14 protein-coding genes are annotated in these 19,878 nt (G+C 67.1%); 8 read left to right on the forward strand and 6 right to left on the reverse strand.

Features of this window, described 5'->3' with window-relative positions; all coding sequences use genetic code 11:
* Nucleotides 1–71: 71 nt before the first annotated feature.
* From AB0313_RS19405 to AB0313_RS19420, 4 genes are all read right to left on the reverse strand, one after another.
* Nucleotides 72–1,397, reverse strand: a complete 1,326-nt coding sequence (locus AB0313_RS19405) for an RNA polymerase sigma factor (protein WP_366307682.1) — start codon at nucleotides 1,395–1,397, stop codon at nucleotides 72–74.
* A gap of 305 nt (nucleotides 1,398–1,702) precedes the next feature.
* The gene (locus tag AB0313_RS19410) at nucleotides 1,703–3,019 is read right to left on the reverse strand and encodes a DUF4192 family protein (RefSeq protein WP_366307684.1); all 1,317 of its coding nucleotides are present in this window, start codon (nucleotides 3,017–3,019) and stop codon (nucleotides 1,703–1,705) included.
* A 102-nt stretch (nucleotides 3,020–3,121) separates the two neighbouring features.
* The gene (locus AB0313_RS19415; RefSeq protein WP_141940907.1) at nucleotides 3,122–4,468 is read right to left on the reverse strand and encodes an MFS transporter; all 1,347 of its coding nucleotides are present in this window, start codon (nucleotides 4,466–4,468) and stop codon (nucleotides 3,122–3,124) included.
* A 52-nt stretch (nucleotides 4,469–4,520) separates the two neighbouring features.
* Nucleotides 4,521–5,459 (reverse strand): PAC2 family protein, encoded by a 939-nt coding sequence (locus tag AB0313_RS19420; RefSeq protein ID WP_141940906.1) that lies wholly within the window; start codon nucleotides 5,457–5,459, stop codon nucleotides 4,521–4,523.
* A gap of 256 nt (nucleotides 5,460–5,715) precedes the next feature.
* Between AB0313_RS19420 and AB0313_RS19425 the strand changes: the two genes are divergently transcribed.
* The 5 genes from AB0313_RS19425 to AB0313_RS19445 all read left to right on the forward strand — a co-directional run bounded on the left by AB0313_RS19425 (nucleotide 5,716) and on the right by AB0313_RS19445 (nucleotide 11,867).
* Nucleotides 5,716–7,251 carry a leucyl aminopeptidase gene (locus AB0313_RS19425; protein WP_366307686.1) on the forward strand — a complete coding sequence of 512 codons (1,536 nt, stop codon included), beginning with the start codon at nucleotides 5,716–5,718 and terminating at the stop codon, nucleotides 7,249–7,251.
* A gap of 254 nt (nucleotides 7,252–7,505) precedes the next feature.
* Nucleotides 7,506–8,888 carry a dihydrolipoyl dehydrogenase gene (gene lpdA, locus AB0313_RS19430; protein ID WP_141940904.1) on the forward strand — a complete coding sequence of 461 codons (1,383 nt, stop codon included), beginning with the start codon at nucleotides 7,506–7,508 and terminating at the stop codon, nucleotides 8,886–8,888.
* A 114-nt stretch (nucleotides 8,889–9,002) separates the two neighbouring features.
* Entirely contained in the window at nucleotides 9,003–10,781 is a 1,779-nt protein-coding gene (gene sucB, locus AB0313_RS19435; RefSeq protein WP_366307688.1) for a 2-oxoglutarate dehydrogenase, E2 component, dihydrolipoamide succinyltransferase, read from the forward strand.
* Nucleotides 10,782–10,930: 149 nt separating this feature from the next.
* A complete protein-coding gene (locus AB0313_RS19440; RefSeq protein ID WP_307310407.1) occupies nucleotides 10,931–11,302 on the forward strand; it encodes a hypothetical protein in 372 nt (123 codons plus the stop codon).
* 136 nt (nucleotides 11,303–11,438) lie between these two features.
* Complete coding sequence (locus tag AB0313_RS19445; RefSeq protein WP_141940901.1) at nucleotides 11,439–11,867, forward strand: OsmC family protein; 429 nt, start codon at nucleotides 11,439–11,441, stop codon at nucleotides 11,865–11,867.
* Nucleotides 11,868–11,942: 75 nt separating this feature from the next.
* Here AB0313_RS19445 and AB0313_RS19450 read toward each other — a convergent pair whose 3' ends face one another.
* On the reverse strand, nucleotides 11,943–15,515 hold the full coding sequence (locus AB0313_RS19450; RefSeq protein ID WP_141940900.1) for a S41 family peptidase: 3,573 nt from the start codon (nucleotides 15,513–15,515) through the stop codon (nucleotides 11,943–11,945).
* Nucleotides 15,516–15,588: 73 nt separating this feature from the next.
* Here AB0313_RS19450 and AB0313_RS19455 point away from each other — a divergent pair, with 73 nt between their 5' ends.
* Nucleotides 15,589–16,491 carry a TIGR01777 family oxidoreductase gene (locus AB0313_RS19455; RefSeq protein WP_366307691.1) on the forward strand — a complete coding sequence of 301 codons (903 nt, stop codon included), beginning with the start codon at nucleotides 15,589–15,591 and terminating at the stop codon, nucleotides 16,489–16,491.
* A gap of 127 nt (nucleotides 16,492–16,618) precedes the next feature.
* Here AB0313_RS19455 and AB0313_RS19460 read toward each other — a convergent pair whose 3' ends face one another.
* A complete protein-coding gene (locus tag AB0313_RS19460) occupies nucleotides 16,619–18,268 on the reverse strand; it encodes a serine/threonine-protein kinase (protein ID WP_366307693.1) in 1,650 nt (549 codons plus the stop codon).
* Between the two features lie 136 nt (nucleotides 18,269–18,404).
* Between AB0313_RS19460 and lipB the strand changes: the two genes are divergently transcribed.
* Nucleotides 18,405–19,073, forward strand: a complete 669-nt coding sequence (gene lipB / locus AB0313_RS19465; protein ID WP_366307695.1) for a lipoyl(octanoyl) transferase LipB — start codon at nucleotides 18,405–18,407, stop codon at nucleotides 19,071–19,073.
* Nucleotides 19,070–19,878, forward strand: an 809-nt coding sequence (locus tag AB0313_RS19470) for a lipoyl synthase (protein ID WP_366307697.1), incomplete at its 3' end; no start/stop codon positions are given. The genes lipB and AB0313_RS19470, both read left to right, overlap by 4 nt.

The raw sequence follows: 19,878 nt of genomic DNA on the forward strand, positions 1-19,878 counted from the left end.
GTTCCGGAACCACCCGATGGTGGTTCCGGAACGGCCCCTTCTATACCGTCCGGCTGTTCCTGCGGACAGGCTTAGTCCAGGTAGTCCCGAAGCACCTGCGACCGGGAGGGGTGGCGGAGCTTGGACATGGTCTTGGACTCGATCTGGCGGATGCGTTCGCGGGTGACGCCGTAGACCTTTCCGATTTCGTCTAAAGTCTTCGGCTGTCCGTCGGTCAGGCCGAACCTCATGGCAACCACGCCGGCCTCGCGTTCGGAGAGGGTATCCAGTACCGAGTGCAGCTGCTCCTGCAGGAGGGTGAAGCTCACGGCGTCAGCCGGAACAACGGCTTCCGAGTCCTCGATCAGGTCACCGAACTCGGAGTCGCCGTCCTCGCCAAGGGGCGTGTGCAGCGAAATCGGTTCACGGCCGTACTTCTGGACTTCGACAACCTTTTCGGGGGTCATGTCCAGTTCAAGCGCCAGCTCTTCAGGCGTGGGTTCGCGGCCCAGGTCCTGCAGCATCTGGCGCTGGACGCGTGCCAGCTTGTTGATGACCTCAACCATGTGCACGGGGATACGGATGGTGCGGGCCTGGTCGGCCATGGCGCGGGTGATGGCCTGGCGGATCCACCACGTGGCGTAGGTGGAGAACTTGAAGCCCTTGGTGTAGTCGAACTTCTCCACGGCGCGGATCAGGCCCAGGTTACCTTCCTGGATCAGGTCCAGGAACAGCATGCCACGGCCGGTGTAGCGCTTGGCCAGCGAGACCACCAGGCGGAGGTTTGCCTCCAGCAGGTGGTTCTTGGCGCGCTTGCCGTCGTGGATGATGAACTCGAGTTCGCGCTTGTACTTCGGGTCCATGGATCCGTCGTCGGCGGCGATCTTCTCTTCAGCGAACAGCCCGGCTTCGATCCGGAGCGCAAGGTCCACTTCCTGCTCGGCATTGAGCAGCGCGACCTTGCCAATTTGCTTCAGGTAGTCCTTGACCGGGTCCGCTGTGGCACCGGCAGACATGACCTGCTGCACCGGGGCGTCGTCGTCGTCCGCGTCGGAGTAGACAAAGCCCTTGCCGCTGCCCGCGGCAGCCTTGGCAGGATCGGCGTCTGCCTCGGCATCGGCGTCCTCTGCTGCGTCCGGTCCTTCAAGGACGATGTCGTCAAGGTCTTCCTCGACTTCCTCGACCTCATCCGGGTCAACGTCTCCGGCGGCTTTTCCTGCAGCCTCTGCTGCAGCCTTGGCGCCGGGCTTGGGCCCACGCTTTTTGGGCTCGCGCTTGCCGTCCGCTGCAGCCGTACCGGCCGAAGCCTTGTTGGCTGCCCGCGTAGCTGCCCGCTTGGCATTGGTCGCGGCCTGCTTCTCCTCAGGGGACAAGACATCCTGGGCGGCGGAATCCTTCTTCGTGGAAGACGGGGTCACAGAAAACCTTTCTAGCGGTGGTCTGTGGAATCACCATACGGGCAACACCACTATGACCCTGTCAAGTCCGTGGTGGAAACCAAGCGCCACCACGGCCGGCAGAGTCACTTAAGACAACTCCCGGAGCGGCTGTAATGTTCCCTTGCGGGGACTGTCACAAGCACTCGATACACGGACCCAACCGGGTCTCGGCATCCATTGTCTCATGATTTGCCCGTTTCCGGCCTCCCGGCCTGCCATCGGATCCAACAGCCCTGCAGCGCCGCCGGTTCCGGCCCGAGCGGCACCCGGAACTGCCGCCGCCGTTAGGGCGTCTCCTGTCCCCCGGCGGAACCGTCATGAAACTTTTGCCACGCCGCTTCCTTCCGGGCCGCCCAGCCGCAGAGCGTCCCCGTTCCCACCAGATGCAGCAACAGCTCCGCGAGCCGGTACCCGGGCTCGAGCTCAAGGGCCTGGCCCAGGTAGGCAGCGGAGTAGGAGCCGCGCCCACGGGACCACGCCACCCAGCCCCGGACCGTCAGTGCCGCGGCCGCCGCCGGCCCTCCGGGCACTGCGAGTTCCCGGAGAACACCATCCAGCGCGTCCAGGCCGGCCCAGTCAGGCACGCTTGGGGCAACACCCATCAGGACGTCACCGTAACCGGCGGGAGCGGAGGCAGACACGGGGGCGGCCGGGTCCAGCCCTGCCCGCAGGACCTGGCCCGCCTTGCGGCCGGTTCCGCCCACCGCTTTCAGTCGCGTCCGCGACTGCCGGGAAGCAACCGCCGGCGGCAGCAGCGGCAGCATGGAGACGTCTGTGCCGCCGCTCTCTTCCCCGTCGGTAAAGAGACCGAACTGTTCTGCGCCCGCAGCCGCTGCGCTCCTGCCCGCCGCGGCCATCACCATCACCGCGTCGCGCCAGGCGGGGACGAGCAGCGTCGCGCGGAGGAACCCATCCCGTTCAACGTCCGGTATCCAGGTGGCCCCATCAACCCGGCCCAGGAGCATCTCCCAGAAGCCGAGAACGGCGTGGAACTGCGCCCGGCTTCGGGCCCTCCCGCCCAGCTCCTCCTCCCAGCCGGCCTGTGCCTCAAGGACGGCGGCAGCGTGCAGTGCGGAACCTGCTGATGCCTCCACGGCACCGGCCCCCGGAGCCGGCCCCACGTTGCTCCCCCGGTACACCATCTCGGCGTTCAGCATGCTGTCCTGGATCTCCTGCACAGGACGCCCCGGCAGCGGACAGCACGAACCATCGTTGCACCAGGCGTCCCGCCAATACTCCCGGCCCACCAGCCAGGCATCGCGGACGGGCATGCCGGCGCGTTCCAGATGCGACTGCACCACGGAAATAAGGCGGTGGCAGTCGGACGGCGGAACGATTCCGGCGTCGCTGGTAAAAACGGCGAGCAGAGCCCCGTCGGCACCCCGGTCAGATTCGAGGTACCGGCGGACGGTGCGGGCGAACGCGGCGGAGCCGGCCTGCGTTTGCAGCCCTGGCAGGTCCAGCCGCAGCGTGGCCCCCAGCCTTGTGCCGTGCAGCGTCATGGCCACAAGGCTGGAGGCGGGCCAGTACCCGAGGGAATGCGGAATAAATCCAAGGATGTCTTCCGGCCCACGGACTATCAGTCGTTGTGAAGCTGTCATGGCTTCAGCATCCGCTGCATGATGCTCCCCGGACAGGCGCGGGCTCAGCTATGTGCGTAAACGGCCTGTGTGGAGGAACAGTGCGGGACGAAGGGCGCCACGTCAGTCGTCGCTTGGTGCCGGCTGCCGGCGGCGGGCCAGGCTTTCGCGCCGCTGCCGGGCCAGGGCGCTGCGCAACGGGGGCACCACGATCCCCTGCTCGGCCATTTGCCGGCGCACCTTCCGGCGGGAGGCCAGGATGGCTGCCGCGCCGAACGCCAGGAGCACGAACTGAACGCTCAGGGCAAGCCTGAAGGGATCAAGGCCGTACAGGATGCCTTGCGAAAATCCCGTCGCGTAAAGGAGGTCCAGGACCAGGCCAATCAGGAAGATGGACACCAGGGCAGCAATGAAGCCGCCGACGTTGACGATCCCGGTGGCCGTGCCTATCCGGTGCGCGGGGTTGAAGGTGCGGGCGAAGTCGAAGCCGATCATGGAGCCGGGGCCGCCGATGGCGAGCACCACCACCAGTCCGGCCAGGAGCCACAGCGGGGCCCGCCCGGGCAGCAGGAGCACCGCGGCCCAGGCGGCGGCAGTGGCAGCGGCGATCAGCAGCACCATAGTGGACCGGCGCAGTGGATGCCGCGAGACGAACCGGCCGATGAACGGCCCCACGGCCATCGCGGCGGCGACGTACAGCGCCATCAGCCCGGCAACAGTGCCGGCGTCCAGGCCCTGCCCGGAGATCAGGAACGGGTAGCCCCAGGTCATTGCGAACACCGTGCCGCTGAACTGGATGGTGAAGTGGCTCCACATGCCCAGCCGTGTGCCGGGCTGGCGCCACGCGCGGGCAAGGGAGGCCCCGGTGGCCTTGAGCCCCTGGCGCGCGTGCGGGCGCTCCGTGCCCGGCGGGGCATCCTGCAGGAGTACCAGTACCAGCACGACGGCGAGCGCGGACATCCCCGCGAGCATCAGGAAAGCTGGCGTCCAGCCGGACATGTGCAGGACCAGCGCGAAGGGCAGGACACTGAACAATTGCCCCAGTTGCCCGGACATGCCGGTCAGCTGGGTGACAAGGGGGACGCGGGCGGGAGCGAACCACAGCGGGATGAGGCGGATGACCGAGATGAAGGTCATCGCATCGCCGGCCCCCACCAGGACGCGGCCGAGGACTCCTGCGGGAATGCTTTCGGCAAAGGCCAACTGGAGCTGCCCCAGTCCCATCAGGACTGCGCCGCCCGCGATCATGGCACGTGAACCGAACCTGTCCACCAGCAGGCCAACGGGAATCTGGAGTCCGGCGTAGACCAGCAGCTGCAGGACCGTGAAGAAGGAAATGGCGGATGCAGTGGCGTGGAAGCGCTCCGTGGCCTCGAGTCCCACCACGCCGAACGACGTCCGCTGCGCCACGGCCACCAGGTATCCGAAAATTCCAATGGTCCAGATAAGCCAGGCGCGGGGTGCAGTCACTTCTTCATTATGCCCGGCGGGTGGCCGCTTTCCCGGAAGCTGTGACGCAGGACTACTGCCCCGGGTTCTCCCTTGCCAGGTAGGCCTCCACTGCTGCGCCGAGGTCATCGGCGTCGGGAAGCTCATCATTTTCGTTGGCCAGAAGCGATCGGCGCACCATGCCGTCCGCCTTCTCGTCATACCGGGTTTCCAGCCGGGAAACCACCTGCTGGACTTCCTCGGATGCCTCGATCTGCTCGGCGATCTGGCGGCTGACCTCGCGCCCTGATTCCCGGAGCCGGTCGGTGGGCAGCATCAGGGACGTCGCAGCCCCCAGGTATTCCAGCCCCGCGACGGCGGCAGTGGGATACTCGGCTTCGGCCAGGTAGTGCGGGACGTGGATGACGTAGCCGGCAACGTTGCGTCCGGCCTCCACGAGGCGCAACTCCAGGATGTGGCCGACGGCGGCGGGAACCTCGACGGTGGGCTTCCACACGGAGATGCCCTCGATCAGTTCAGGCCGGTTGCCGTGCACGGTCACCCCCACGGGCCGGGTGTGCGGCACGGGCATGGGAATGGAGTGGATCCAGGTGACCAGGTTGACGTCCAGCTTCTCCACGATGTTCACCACGGCACGGGCGAACCGTTCCCACTGCAGATCGGGTTCGAAGCCGGCCAGGAGGAGGAACGGCTTGCCGAGCCCATCCACCAGCCGGTACAGCGCCAGCCGGGGCTCCTGGTAGTCCTGGATGTGGTCTTCCACGAAACTAAGGTGCGGGCGCCGGGAGCGGTAGTCGATCAGCTGGTCCGCGTCGAAGACCGCTACCGGCTGCGCATCGAGGGAGTCCAGCAGCTCAGTGTTGATCTGCTTGACCACGTGGCCGGCGTCGGCGAACCCGGTGAAACCCATGACCATGTTCAGCCCCTGGAGTTCGGGGCTGTGGAACAGCTCGATGTTGCTGGCGTAGAGCGCGTCGGGGTCCAGCAGCGAGCCGGAAATCCGTTCAAGCACGGCATGTTCCTTTCAGGGTTGGGGTGGACATCATTCATAACGCCGCAGGAGCAGCCGGCATTCCGCCGGCCTGTGTGGCGCACCTCTCAGGAAATTCTTTCGCCGCCCGAGGTAAGGGCTACGATCGGAACTGGCCTGCCAGGCTGGCTTGCACGCACCCTGGGACCGTCCGGAACGGCCGGATCCGGGCCACCATGGCAGAGCGCCCAACATGCATCCCTGCCCGAACGTTTTCGAGAATTGAGGACTCATCCCTGTGGTCAAGAATACTGAAGTAAACCTTAGTACCGTCTCGCGGGACCTTAAGAGGAACCCCAGCGACGCAGTTGTCATCGGGGTGGGGCAGGGCACCGACGGACCCGTACTGCTGGACAACCCGTTGAGCGCGAAGTCCGCGGAAGCTGTGGCAGACTCACTCAAGGCCCTTGGCGTCACCGGCGCCGCTGACCAGCTGGTCCGCCTGCCGGGGCTGCCCGAAACCGGTGCCGGCACCCTTGTCCTCGCCGGCGTGGGCAAGGTTTCGGCCACCGCCCCCCTGACGGGTGAGGCACTGCGCCGCGCCGCCGGATCAGCCATCCGGCAGCTGGCCGGCCTGCCCACGGTCACCCTGGCGTTTCCGACGGCGACAGTGGAGGACGTCGCGGCCGTCGCCGAGGGCGCCGCACTTGGCGCCTACTCCTTCACCGAGTTCCGGTCCTCCACGGACGGCCTCAAGGACCCCGTCCGCAACGCTGTGATCTTCACCGAACTGGCCGGCAACGGCGGGGTGGCCTCCGCGCTGAAGCGGGCCGGCCTGCTGGCCAAGGCCGTGAATGCGACCCGGTCCCTGGTCAACACCCCGCCCAGCCACCTCTACCCCGAATCCTTCGCGGAGGCTGCCAGGGATCTCGCCAAAGGGCTGCCCGTCAAGGTCACCGTTTGGGACGAGAAGCGCCTTGAGAAGGAAGGCTTTGGCGGCATCATGGGCGTGGGCAAGGGCTCCACAAGGCAGCCGCGCCTGGTCAAGGTGGAATACTCTCCCGCCAAGGCCACCGCAAAGATCGCACTCGTCGGCAAGGGGATCACCTTCGACACCGGCGGAATCTCTCTCAAGCCGGCCCTGAACATGGGCGACATGAAGAGCGACATGGCGGGCGCCGCCGTCGTCCTTAACACTGTCCTGGCCCTGGCCGGACTGGGCCTGCCGGTCAAGGCGACCGCCTGGCTCTGCATCGCCGAAAACATGCCCGGCGGCGGCGCCTCCCGCCCCGCCGACGTCCTGACCATGTTCGGCGGCAAGACCGTGGAAGTGCTCAACACCGACGCCGAAGGCCGGCTGGTGATGGCGGACGGCATCGTCGCTGCGAGCCGTGAATACCCTGACGCGATCATCGACGTCGCCACCCTTACCGGCGCCCAGCTGATCGCACTCGGCAACCGCACCGCCGGCGTCATGGGATCGGACAGCGTCACCGGCGCCCTCAAGGCAGCGGCGGACCGTGCCGGCGAACTGGTCTGGCCCATGCCCCTGCCGGAGGAGCTCCGCCCCACCCTCGACTCCCAGGTCGCAGACATCGCCAACATCGGCGAACGCCACGGCGGAATGATGACCGCCGCGGTGTTCCTGCGGGAGTTCGTGGGCAAGGACAAGGCAGGCGAACAGATTCCCTGGGCGCACATCGACATCGCAGGACCGTCCTTTAACAACGGCAGCCCCTACGGCTACACGCACAAGCAGGGCACAGGCTGCACGGTGCGTACCCTCGTCGCCTACGTGGAGGACATCCTGGCGGACGCCGCCCCGGCGGCCTAGCCACACCGCGGCAACCGGTGCCACGCGGCTCTTGGGCGCAGGTGATTCCTGTGCCACAGAGCCGCGTGACACTGGACACAAGCGCTCCACAAACGCAGCGCCAAGGTGGAGCATGGATAGGTGGTTCGCTAAGGTGAACCACGGTAGTCACAAATGCAAGAGAGTTGCCCTGCTGACATAATCACGGCAGTGCAAGTTCCAAGACCAGATGATGCGCGCTGATCGCGTCATCGTTCACGCGAGGGAGCGTTTTAGTGGCCGATCAGGCAACTGCGCAAGAATTCGACATCCTGGTACTCGGTGGCGGCAGCGGCGGATACGCTGCGGCCCTGCGTGCGGTACAGCTCGGCCTCACCGTCGGCCTCGTGGAGAAGGGCAAGCTGGGCGGCACCTGCCTCCACAACGGCTGCATCCCCACCAAGGCCCTGCTGCACTCAGCAGAGCTGGCCGACCACGCCCGTGACTCCGCCAAGTACGGCGTGAACGTCACCCTCGACGGCATCGACATCAACGCCGTCAACGCGTACAAGGACGGCATTATCGCCGGCAAGTACAAGGGCCTGCAGGGCCTCATCAAGTCCAAGGGCATCACCGTCATCGAGGGTGAAGGCAAGCTGCAGGGCACCGACACCGTCGTGGTGAACGGTACCGCGTACAAGGGCAAGAACATCGTCCTGGCCACCGGCTCCTACTCGCGCACCCTCCCGGGCCTCGAAATCGGCGGCAAGGTCATCACCTCCGACCAGGCCCTGACCATGGACTTCATCCCCAAGAGCGCCATCATCCTCGGCGGCGGCGTCATCGGTGTCGAGTTCGCCTCGGTCTGGAAGTCGTTCGGCGTGGACGTCACCATCGTCGAAGGCCTGCCCTCCCTCGTTCCCAACGAGGACGCCACGATCGTGAAGAACTTCGAGCGTGCCTTCAAGAAGCGGGGCATCAAGTTCTCCACCGGCGTGTTCTTCCAGGGCGTGGAGCAGAATGACGACGGCGTCAAGGTCACCCTGGTGGACGGCAAGACCTTCGAAGCCGACCTGCTGCTGGTCGCCGTGGGCCGTGGCCCCGTCACCGCAAACCTCGGCTACGAGGAAGCGGGCATCACCATCGACCGCGGCTTCGTCATCACCAACGAGCGCCTGCACACCGGCGTGGGCAACATCTACGCTGTGGGCGACATTGTCCCCGGCGTTCAGCTGGCGCACCGCGGCTACCAGCAGGGCATCTTCGTGGCCGAGGAAATCGCCGGCCTGAAGCCGGTGGTCGTCGAGGACATCAACATCCCCAAGGTCACCTACTCCGAGCCTGAAATCGCCACCGTTGGCTACACCGAGAAGGCCGCCAAGGAAAAGTTCGGCGAAGACCAGGTGCAGACCCAGGAGTACAACCTGGCCGGCAACGGCAAGAGCTCCATCCTGGGCACGTCCGGCCTGGTCAAGCTGGTCCGCCAGAAGGACGGCCCCGTGGTGGGCGTCCACATGATCGGCGCCCGCATGGGCGAGCAGGTGGGCGAGGCCCAGCTGATCGTGAACTGGGAAGCCTATCCGGAGGACGTGGCGCAGCTGCTGCACGCCCACCCCACCCAGAACGAAGCCCTCGGCGAAGCCCACCTGGCGCTGGCCGGCAAGCCGCTGCACGGCTAGTTCCCCCCAGCATTACCAGGCCCGGTGCACCCGGTCGCGCAGACCGGGTGCACTAGGCTTCCAACAAGGCAGCAATCATTCGCACTAAAGATCAATAAGGAGAACGGGGACGACATGTCTGAATCCGTTAACTTGCCCGCCCTCGGTGAGAGTGTCACCGAAGGAACCGTCACCCGCTGGCTCAAGCAGGTAGGTGACCGGGTAGAGGTGGACGAGCCGCTGCTCGAAGTCTCCACCGACAAAGTAGACACTGAAATCCCCTCTCCTGTAGCTGGCGTGATTGAAGAAATCCTGGTGGCTGAAGACGAGACCGCCGAGGTAGGCGCACCGCTGGTGCGCATCGGCGACGGCTCCGGCGGCGGTTCCGCGCCGGCCGAAGAAGCTCCCGCGGCCGCACCGGCCCAGGAAGCCCCGGCCCAGGAAGCCCCGGCTGAAGCAGCTCCCGCCCAGCAGGCACCCGCAGCAGCACCGGCTGCAGAGGCTCCGGCCGCAGGCGGCGAAGGCCACGAGGTCACCCTCCCCGCACTGGGCGAGAGCGTCACCGAAGGCACCGTCACCCGCTGGCTGAAGGCCGTCGGTGACTCCGTGGAGGTGGATGAGCCGCTGCTGGAAGTTTCCACCGACAAGGTGGACACCGAGATTCCCTCCCCCGTTGCCGGCACCCTGCAGGAAATCCGGGTCAACGAAGACGAGACCGCAGAGGTCGGTTCCGTGCTCGCCGTCATCGGCTCCGGCGCCCCGGCTGCCGCAGCACCCCAGGCAGCGCCGGCCGCTCCGCAGCAGGAGGCTCCCAAGCAGGAAGCCTCCAGGCCGGCACCGGCAGAGTCAGCCCCTGCGCAGACCGCTCCCGCCCAGGCAGTTCCGGCCCAGCAGGCTCCGGAACAGGCTGCTCCGGCTCCCCAGGCCGCGCCAGCCCAGCAGGCTGCCCCCGCAGCCCAGGAAGCCGCCCCGGCCGGTGGTTCCGAGTCCGGCTACGTCACCCCCCTGGTCCGCAAGCTGGCCAACCAGCACGGCGTGGACATCTCTTCGCTCTCCGGCACCGGTGTTGGCGGCCGCATCCGCAAGCAGGATGTCATTGCCGCCGCTGAAGCCAAGGCCGCTCCCGCTGCGGCGCCGGCAGCAGCCCCGGCCGCGTCGGCTCCTGCTGCATCCGGTGCAGCTGCCTCCTCGCTGCGCGGCACCACGCAGAAGGCTCCCCGCATCCGCCAGGTCATCGCCCGGCGCATGCGCGAGTCGCTGGAAATTTCCACCCAGCTCACGCAGGTCCACGAGGTGGACATGACCAAGGTCGCCAAGCTGCGCGCCCGTGCCAAGAACTCCTTCCAGGCCCAGAACGGCACCAAGCTGACCTTCCTGCCCTTCATCGCCAAGGCCGTGGCCGAGGCCCTCAAGCAGCACCCCAAGCTCAACGCTGCATACGACGAGGAAAAGCAGGAGATCACCTACCACAACGCCGAACACCTGGCGATCGCCGTCGACACCGACAAGGGCCTGCTGGTCCCGGTCATCGCCGACGCCGGCAACCTGAACCTGGCCGGGCTGGCCGGCAAGATCGCCGACGTAGCGTCCCGCACCCGCGACGGCAAGATCGGCCCGGACGAGCTGTCCGGCGGCACGTTCAGCATCACCAACATCGGTTCGGTGGGCGCCCTGTTCGACACCCCGATCATCAACCAGCCGCAGGTGGGCATCCTGGGTACCGGTGCCATCGTCAAGCGCGCCGTGGTGGTGTCTGACGAGAACGGTGACGACTCGATCGCCATCCGCTCCATGATGTACCTGTCCCTGACGTACGACCACCGCCTGGTGGACGGCGCCGACGCAGGCAGGTTCCTCCAGACCCTGAAGGCACGCCTCGAAGAGGGCGCGTTCGAAGCGGACCTGGGACTCTAACCTCCGCAGAGCCAACGACGGCGGGCCCCGGCACGGGTGGGAAACCACACCAGGCCGGGGCCCGCCGTCGTCGTTTAGCCACATCGGCCCCGTGCGCTCACCGCGTGGCTTTGCTACGCGCTGTAGAACAGACTGGCTAAGCTGGAGCCATGACTATTCTCCTCAACATCCTGGTGTTCCTCCATGTCGTCGGCGCCGCCATGATCGTGGGCTACTGGATCGCCACCATGCGGACGCCCACCGTGCACCCCCGCCAGCGGGACGGCGCTTTCCTGCAACTCCTCACGGGCATTGCCATGATGGGGATCCTGCCGGTCCTGCACAATCAGGATCCCGCGCACTTCGAAGAACTCAACTACGTCAAGCTGGGCATCAAGTTCGTCATCGCCGTGGTGGTCGCCGCCCTGGCCATTATTGGCACCCGCAAAGTCAAGAACGGGCAGCCCGTCTCCACCGGGCTCGCGCACAGCGTCGGCGGCCTGGCGCTGGTGAACATCGCCATCGCCACCATCTGGCAGTAACCACCCCGTCAGTGGGCGGTCATAATCCTCTGAGAGCGGACAACCGGTGCGCCGGGAGAAGCTGGTCCCTAGGATGGACAACGGTGGGCCCGGCAGCGGATGCCGGGCCCGGATCGAATCGACGTTGAGGAGAGACATGGCTACAACACGCAACGCCCACACCGTATGGACCGGCAGCCTGACCGAGGGCTCGGGCAACACCACTCTGGACAGCTCCGGCCTTGGTACCTTCGATGTGACCTGGAAGGCCCGCACGGAAGCCGCCGGCGGAAAAACCAGCCCCGAAGAACTGATCGCCGCGGCCCACTCCGCCTGCTTCTCCATGGCCTTCAGCCATGAACTCAGCCAGGCCGGCTTCACGCCCGAAGAGATCAACACCAAGTCCGAGGTCGGCTTCCAACCCGGCACCGGCATCACCGGCAGCCACCTGACCCTCAACGCCCGGATCCCCGGCATCTCGCAGGAGGATTTCCAGCGCATCGCCGAGGCCGCCAAGAAGGGCTGCCCCGTGTCGCAGGCCCTTGCCGGCATTGAGATCACCCTCGACGCAACCCTGCAGTCCTAGGCCGCAGCGCCGCATCCAACAACAAAGGCCCTGCCATCCCGGATCATTCCGGAAAGGCAGGGCCTTTGTTGTTGCCTAGCTTCCCTGCGGCCGCGCCGGCAGGGGTTCGGGCAACAGCTTCCGGTAGCCGGAGCGGGCCGGCGGACGGTCGGTGGGCAGTTCCTGGATCATTTCCTTCAGCGCGCCGATGCCATACTCCAGCTGCGGATCGCGGCCCGCGGCGTAGGCGTGCGGCGGGTAGGTGACCTCGATGTCAGGATCGACGCCGTAGTTCTCCACGCTCCAGCCCACACCGCCGCCGAACCAGTTCGCATAGCGCGGTTGTGTGACGCCGGTGCCATCGGCCAGCGAGAACCGGTTGTCGATGCCCACCACGCCGCCCCAGGTGCGCGTTCCGATCACCGGGCCGATGCCCCGCAGCTTTGACACCTGCGTGATGATGTCGCCGTCCGAGCCGGCGAACTCGTCCGCGAGGATGATCACCGGTCCCCTCGGCGCGTGGTGCGGGTAGGTGCGCGGCTTTTCCCCGCGCGGCATGCTCCAGCCGGTGACCTTGCGGCCAATCAGTTCGGCGACCAGCTGGGACGTGTGTCCCCCGCGGTTCCGGCGCACGTCCACGATGAGGCCGTCCAGCGCCGTCTCCGTATCGAGGTCGCGGTGCAGCTGCGCCCAGCCGTTGGCCATCATGTCCGGGATGTGCAGGTAGCCGAAGGTTCCGTTGGAGGCCTCGCGGACCGTCCGGCGGTTGCCGGCAACCCATTCCTGGTACCGCAGGCGCTCTTCATCCTTGACAGGCACGACGGCGACGCGCCGCTGGGTGCCTTCGGCAGCAGCGTGCCCGGGACCATTGAGGAGGGTGAGTTCCACTGCCCGGCCCGCCGCGCCCACCAGCTGCATGGCCGGGGTGACGGTTTCCGACAGCGGGACGCCGTCGATGGCCAGCAGGACGTCCCCGGCTTTAGCACCGACGCCGGGCCTGGTGAGGGGTGAGGTGGCCAGCGGATCGGAGGACTCACCGGCCAGGATCCGGGTGATTTCCCAGCCGCGGGCGGTGTGTGCAAGGTCGGCGCCCAGCCTGCCCTGTCCCCGGCTGCCACGTTCGGTAACCGCGGCGGGCCGTACGTACGCGTGTGACGTCCCCAGTTCGCCGTGCAGTTCCCACAGCAGGTCCACCAGATCATCATGCGACCCGAGCCGTTCCACAATGGGGCGGTAGCGGGCGTGGATGGAGTCCCAGTCCTGCCCGGCCATGTCCTCGGTCCAGAAGAAGTCGCGCTGCAGCCGCCAGGCTTCGTCGAACGCCTGGCCCCAGACGCTGAGCGGGTCCAGCAGGACGCGGACCCGGCCCAGGTCCACCTTGACCACTTTGCCGGATTCCTCGTCTGCCTTGGCGTCCGTGGGGATAACCGTCACCTGCTTGTCGGACACCAGCACGGCGTTGCTGCGGTCGCCGGAGAGCCGGTAGCTGTCCACGGCGTCTGCCAGCGTGGCCTGTTTGCGCCGTGCGATGTCGTAGCGGACCAGGGCGGGCCGGGCGTCCTTGTCCTCCTGGCTGGCTTTGCCGTCGCCGGTCACGCCGGCCAGGACCGAGTCCAGCCAGAGAAGGGCGCCGTCAACGGCCTTCAGCGAACTGTAGTTGCCTTGCGGGACAGGAACACCGATCACGCGGTGCGCCAGGCCCTCCGCGTCAACGTGAACGGCGGGCACCCCGTTTTCGGATTGCTCGGCCGACTCCGGCCGTTCGCCGTCGGTATCAGCGACCGGCTCCCCTCCTGCAGGATCCACCGAGGGACCAAAGGGCGACGGCGTATCGGCCGCGAGTGCCACCAGGTACGGCTTGATGGGGCTGGGGAAGGAAAGGTCGAACGAGTGCCCGTCGTACACGGGGTCGAAACTGCGGTTGGACAGGAAGGCGAGGAACTTGCCGTCCGGAGTGAAGGCCGGGGAGGCATCGCGGAAGCGGCCATCGGTGACATCGACGGGCGCGGCGTCCAGCTGCTCCACCGTGGCGAGGCGAAGCCGGCTGCGCGAGCCAAAGGACGTGACCGGCTCCGACCACGCCAGCCACCGGGAGTCGGCCGACCAGGCCAGCTCGGAGATGCTGCCTTCACCGATGCTGGCCACCTGGCTGAGGTCACCTGTGCGGGTGTCCACCACGTACACGTCGCCAAAGGAAGTGCCCAGGGCAAGCCATTTGCCGTCCGGGCTTGCTTCCAGTGAGCTCGGCCGCGACGGCGTCGCCACACTGACCGCCGTCCGGTCCCCCGCGCCAGGTGACAGGTCCAGCGGTGCCTGTCCTGTCAGTGCCTGGGCTTCGGCCGCCGGAGCGGTGGCCTGCGGAGCAACATCTGCCTGCTGGTCGTCGTCTGCCGGAACGTGGGTGGTGGTCCCTGCGAGGACCGCGGCCCCGGATGCGGGAACCGGCTGCGGCAGGCTGACCGTTTCGGTTCCTTCGGCCTGCTCCGCGTCCCCGGAAGAAGGAGCTGCCGAAACGGCGGTCCCGGAAGGGGAGCCGGCGTTGCCGGCTTCTGTCTCGACCCGTGCGGCGGCGTGCTGGACGGGAGCAGCAATGTCCTTGATGTGCAGGGCCTCGACACCGTCGTGGTCCGCGATGTAGGCAATCCGCCCATCGCCCAACGGCCGGGGCAGCCGCCCACGAACGCCGGGGGTTGCCTCGATGATCCGGGACGGTCCGTCCTTGTGCCGCAGCCAGTGGATGGTCCCGTGCGATTCCACGGCGCTGGCCGCGCCAGCGGCATCCGGTGCTACTGCGCCGAGGTGTTTGGCAGCGTCGAGGGGGGCGGGACGCCTGGTCTGTGAGGCGGAGCCCAGGGTGATGTCCAGCTTCACGGCGTCTGAGGCGAGATCCCGGAGCACCCAGAGTTCGCCGGCGGATTCGAAGATGACCCGTTTGCCGTCTGTGGCGGCATGGCGGACGTAGAAGTCCTGGTGGTCGGTGTGCCGGCGAAGGTCATTTCCGTCGGGGAGCACTGAGTACAGGTTGCCGTAGCCCTCGTGGTCGGACAGGAAGGCAATTCGGCCGTCCACCCACAGGGGGTCGGTGAGGTTGCCGTCAAGGTCCGGCAGCAGGCGCTCGAACTCACCGTTGCCGTCGCGGTCGATCCACAGCTTCCCGGCCGTTCCGCCGCGGTACCGCTTCCACCATGCCGGTTCCCGGGACAACACGCTCGCCAGGACCACCGGGCGTTCGTCGCCCACCTCGGGCCCATAGGCCACGGATTCGACCGGGCCATACGGGAGTTCCTGGGCCCAGCCGCCCTCGAGGGGCACGCTGTAGGCGTGCGTGTGCCGGCTTTCGGCCTGGCGGAACGCACTGGTGACCACCACGGAACCACCGGCGGTGAAACCCTTGACCTTCGTTGTGCTGTGGCCGAAGTAAGTGAGCTGCCGGTAACCGCCGCCGTCCACCTGTGCCGACACCACCTCCGGCGCCGTTCCCTGGACAACTGTCCACACCAGGCGCTTGCCGTCCGGGGAAAAACGGGGGTTGCGGGCAGGAAGCTGGAGCGACGAGACACGCCAGGCCCGGCCGCCGTCCAGGGGTGCGATCCACACATCGTCCTCGGCCACGAAAGTGACCAGGTCACCGTGCAAATGCGGGAAACGGAAGTAGCTCGAAGAGGTCATCGTCCGATCATAGTCAACCCCTCCCCTGCCCCGCGGGACGTACAGAACGGGCGCCGCCGTGGTGTGATGGACCATGCACATTGTCATGGCCGGCGCCTCCGGGCTCATCGGCACCTCCATGTCCGCAGCCTTCCGCGAGGCCGGCCACTCCGTGGTGACGCTGGTGCGGAGGCCGCCTGCCGGTTCAAACGAAGTCCGTTGGGACCCGGCGGCGGGCGTTCTGGACCCCTCTGTGCTTGCCGGCGCTGATGCCGTGGTGAACCTTTCCGGTGCCGGTATCGGTGACAGGCCCTGGACCCGGAAGCGCGTGGAGGAGCTGTTCAGCTCCCGGCTGGAACCCACCAGGACGCTGGTGCAGGCCATGTCGAAGCTGGACAGGCCCCCCGCGACCTTCATCAGCCAATCGGCGTCCGGCTATTACGGGGACGCCGGCAGCACCGTCCTGCGGGAGGACGCTCCTCCGGGCACGGGCACGCTGGCGCAGATTTGTGTTGAATGGGAGCAGGCGGCCATGGGGGCGCCGGCCGGGGTGCGGGTGGTCATGCCCCGGACAGGGGTGGTGTTCAGCCGTTCCGGCGGCGCGCTGGGAAAGCTGCTTCCCTTGATGCGCCTGGGGGTTGGCGGTCCTTTCGGCAATGGCCGCCAGTTCTGGCCCTGGGTCACACTGCCGGATGTTTCCGCCGCCTTCCTGTTCCTCCTCGGCTCCGCGGTTTCCGGCCCGGTCAACGTGAACGCCCCGGAACAGGCGGACGTCAATGCGATCGTCGGGGCACTCGCGCACGCGCTGCACCGGCCAGCGGTGCTGCGTGTTCCTGCACCGGTGCTGCGCGCGGTAATGCCCGGACTTGGCGAGGAGCTTTTGCTGCACAGCCAGCGAATGGAGCCCGCGGTCCTGTGCTCGGCCGGATTCCGCTGGCAGCACGGCAGCCTGGACGGCGCTGCACGCTGGGTGACCGCCAAGGAAGGCACGATGTAGAAGGAAGGCACCCTGTAGCAGGACGCCGTCGGCTGCCATGTACTGCATGACGGACAAGGACCAGGACCGCACGGGCCATCCGACGGGTGGCGGCAATATGGCGCCGGCTCAACCGTTGCCTTCAACGTCACAGGCCCGGCAGGATGTCGCTGACCCGCCACTCGCCGTCCAGGCGGACCAGCACCAGGCGCAGCGGCTGCGGCCCGGTAGCCGCACCCGTGGCCACGACGTTGCCCCCGCCGCCGGTCGTGCTGTAGCCGGAGGTGGCGGCCACCACCCTGACCACCGCCCGGCTGCCGGTTTCCCCCTCATCCGCGGCCACGCCGGAGAGGGTGCTGGTGAATCCGGCGAGGCGGTGCCCGGAAGGGCGCAAAGCCGCGGCGATGCGTTCATCTGCCGCAGCCGCCGCGGACCCGGGCACGTTCACGTCCGCCAGCAGCTCCAGCCTGCCGCTGCTGAAGGCGTAGTCCCGCAGCGCCGCAAGCCCGCGGACGGCCAGGGCAGGGTCGTCAGCATGGGCCTGGCGCCTTGCATCGCCAAGCGGAGAACCGGGCCCGGTTTCCCCGCCCGGAACAGCACCGCTGGGCGTGGCGGGTACCGGCAGCGGACCGGCATCCCCGCTGCCCGTCCACATCCGCTCCCCGGTGGCTCCGGACAGCAGCAGGAGCCCCGCCACAGCTGCGGCAACGGAGGGCAGGACTGACCGCAGCAACATCCGCCTTCTTCGCCCGGCAAGCTGTTCGCCGGCATGTTTGCCCCGGCCTGCCGCCGCTTTTGCCGCCGCAGGCCCGGCGATCCCGGGGACTGCGGCCGCCGGTTTGCGGTGCTTGTTCCATCCGGCCGTCGCCGCCCGGCGGCGCAGGGCCCGGAGTTTCACCGGGAATTCCCTGCGCTTTGATTCATCGTGAATATGCCGCCGGGTCAGCAGTTCAGGCAGGACGGTTGGATGGACGGAGCCGGAGAGGTCCACCGGCTGCGCCTCGGCGCTGCGGTAGACGGCCGTCGCAAGCGCCAGCGCGCCCGGGCGAACCCGCCGGTCCTCGCTTAGCCCTGCTTCCAGGGCCGCGGCGAGCTCCTTCGGCACGCCGGGAACCAGAAGGGACAGCGGGGGACGGTCGGCAGTGCGGCCGGGTGCTGCACCGGTCAGGCAGAACCACCCCAGCGCTGCAGCCGAGTAGATGTCGCGTTCCGGCTGGAGTCCGGCCCGGACAGCGTCAACGGGTGAAGGATCCACGAAGCCGGCCGTACCCCCGCGTCCGCTGCCGCCCGGGTCGCCGAGCATCCGGGCAATTCCGACGTCGGACAGCAGGGGTTTGCCTTGCCCTGTAAACAGAACATTTCCCGGCGACACGTCAGAGTGCGTGAAGCCTTTGCCGTGAAGGTAGCCCAGGGCCTGGGCAATGGGCGTGAGGACCGTGACCGTCTCCCCCACGCTGAGCTTGCCGCGGGCGCAGACCAACTGCGCCAGCGACCCGCCGGCCGCGTAGTCCATAACAAGCGCGGTGCCCTTGGCACCCTCTCCCGTGCGCACCGCATCGTGCACCTTGACCAGGTGCGGATGGTCCAGGGCCGAAAGGATCCGGATCTCCCGCCGGACGTCCTCCTCCGCCATGCCGGTACTGCCCCATGTCCCGCGCCCTTCCACGCGGAAGCATTTCAGCGCGTAATCCCTTCCGTTGCCTTGTTCCCTGGCCAGCCACACGTCCGAACTGCCGCCCCTGCCCAACAGCCGGCCGACGTCGTAACCGGGGACTCCCGGCACCTGTGCATCGTCCATGGTCCATGTCTAGCCGAGTTTCGAGGACGCTGCAGAAGTTATCCACAGCCCGGGCTGCCGCAGTCACAAAGGGGGCAGGCGGTGAGCTTGGACACTAAACCGGGCTGGCGCGCCTGCGGGGTCTAAGCTGGATGCCATGACTCTTGAGTTTTCACAGCTGGGTCTTGCCCCTGACTTCGTTGATTACATGGAAGGCTGGGACGCCCAGCGCGGGCTCCATGACAAAGTTGTTGCCGGAACTGCCCCCAGCACCGTCCTGATTTTGGAGCACGCGGCCGTCTACACTGCAGGCAAGCTCACCGAGGACCATGAGCGCCCGTTCGACGGAACGCCGGTCGTGCCCGTGGACCGCGGCGGCAAGCTCACCTGGCACGGCCCCGGCCAGCTGGTGGCCTACCCCATCCTGAAGCTGAAGAACCGTTCCGGCATCCGGGATTACGTGGAGCGCCTTGAAGAGATCATGATCACCGTCATGGCGGACTACGGCATCAAGGCTGAGCGCATCAAGGGGCGAGCCGGCGTATGGATCAAGGCCGACGCCAAGGGCCCGGACCGCAAGATCGCAGCGATCGGCATCCGGGTCCTGAATGGCGTCACCATGCACGGCGTCGCCATCAACTGCAGCAACGACCTCGCGCCCTACGGACAGATCATTGCCTGCGGCATCACCGACGCCGGGGTTACCACGATGTCACTGGAAACGGGCCGCGACATCCGGCCTGCGGATATCGTGGACAGGTTTGTGGCGGAATTCCGCAAACATGAAGAAGCATTGGTTTCGAGCCCTGAAGGAGCTCTACTGTGACATTGGCACCTGAAGGCCGGAAGATGCTGCGGATCGAGCAGCGCAACGCTGCGGTTCCGGTGGAGCGCAAGCCGGAGTGGATCAAGGCCAAGGTCCAGATGGGCCCGGAGTTCGTCGGCCTGAAAAACCTGGTCAAGAAAGAGGGCCTGCACACCGTCTGCGAAGAGGCCGGCTGCCCCAACATCTTCGAATGCTGGGAAGACAAGGAAGCCACCTTCCTGATCGGCGGCTCCGAATGCACCCGCCGCTGCGACTTCTGCCAGATCGACACCGGCAAACCCTCACCCCTGGACCGGTTCGAACCCACCAAAGTGGCCCGCTCCGTCCAATCCATGGCCCTGCGCTACGCCACCGTCACCGGCGTTGCCCGCGACGACCTCGAAGACGAAGGCGTCTGGCTCTACGCCGAAACCGTCCGCAAGATCCACGAACTGAACCCCGGCACCGGCGTCGAACTGCTCATCCCCGACTTCTCCGGCAACCCCGACCACATCAAAGCGATCTGCGACTCCAAGCCCGAGGTCTTCGCGCACAACGTCGAAACCGTGCCCCGCATCTTCAAGCGGATCCGCCCCGCGTTCCGCTACGAACGCTCCCTGGACGTCATCACCCAGGGCCGGAACCTGGGCATGGTCACCAAATCCAACCTCATCCTGGGCATGGGCGAAACCCGCGACGAAATTTCGGAAGCACTCCGCGACCTCCACGCTGCCGGCTGCGACCTGATCACCATCACCCAATACCTGCGCCCCTCCGAACGGCACCTGCCCGTGGACCGCTGGGTCAAACCCCAGGAATTCGTCGA

It is taken from the genome of Pseudarthrobacter sp. NPDC080039 (genome assembly GCF_040702335.1).
Classification (GTDB): Bacteria; Actinomycetota; Actinomycetes; order Actinomycetales; family Micrococcaceae; genus Arthrobacter; species Arthrobacter enclensis_A.

Coding starts and splice junctions, on each gene's coding strand:
- AB0313_RS19455 (WP_366307691.1), top strand. CDS start 15,589: ATGCACATTGTCATGGCCGGCGCCTCCGGGCTCATCGGCACCTCCATG.
- AB0313_RS19410 (WP_366307684.1), bottom strand. CDS start 3,019: ATGACAGCTTCACAACGACTGATAGTCCGTGGGCCGGAAGACATCCTT.
- AB0313_RS19445 (WP_141940901.1), top strand. CDS start 11,439: ATGGCTACAACACGCAACGCCCACACCGTATGGACCGGCAGCCTGACC.
- sucB (WP_366307688.1), top strand. CDS start 9,003: ATGTCTGAATCCGTTAACTTGCCCGCCCTCGGTGAGAGTGTCACCGAA.
- AB0313_RS19450 (WP_141940900.1), bottom strand. CDS start 15,515: ATGACCTCTTCGAGCTACTTCCGTTTCCCGCATTTGCACGGTGACCTG.
- AB0313_RS19440 (WP_307310407.1), top strand. CDS start 10,931: ATGACTATTCTCCTCAACATCCTGGTGTTCCTCCATGTCGTCGGCGCC.
- AB0313_RS19460 (WP_366307693.1), bottom strand. CDS start 18,268: ATGGACGATGCACAGGTGCCGGGAGTCCCCGGTTACGACGTCGGCCGG.
- lipB (WP_366307695.1), top strand. CDS start 18,405: ATGACTCTTGAGTTTTCACAGCTGGGTCTTGCCCCTGACTTCGTTGAT.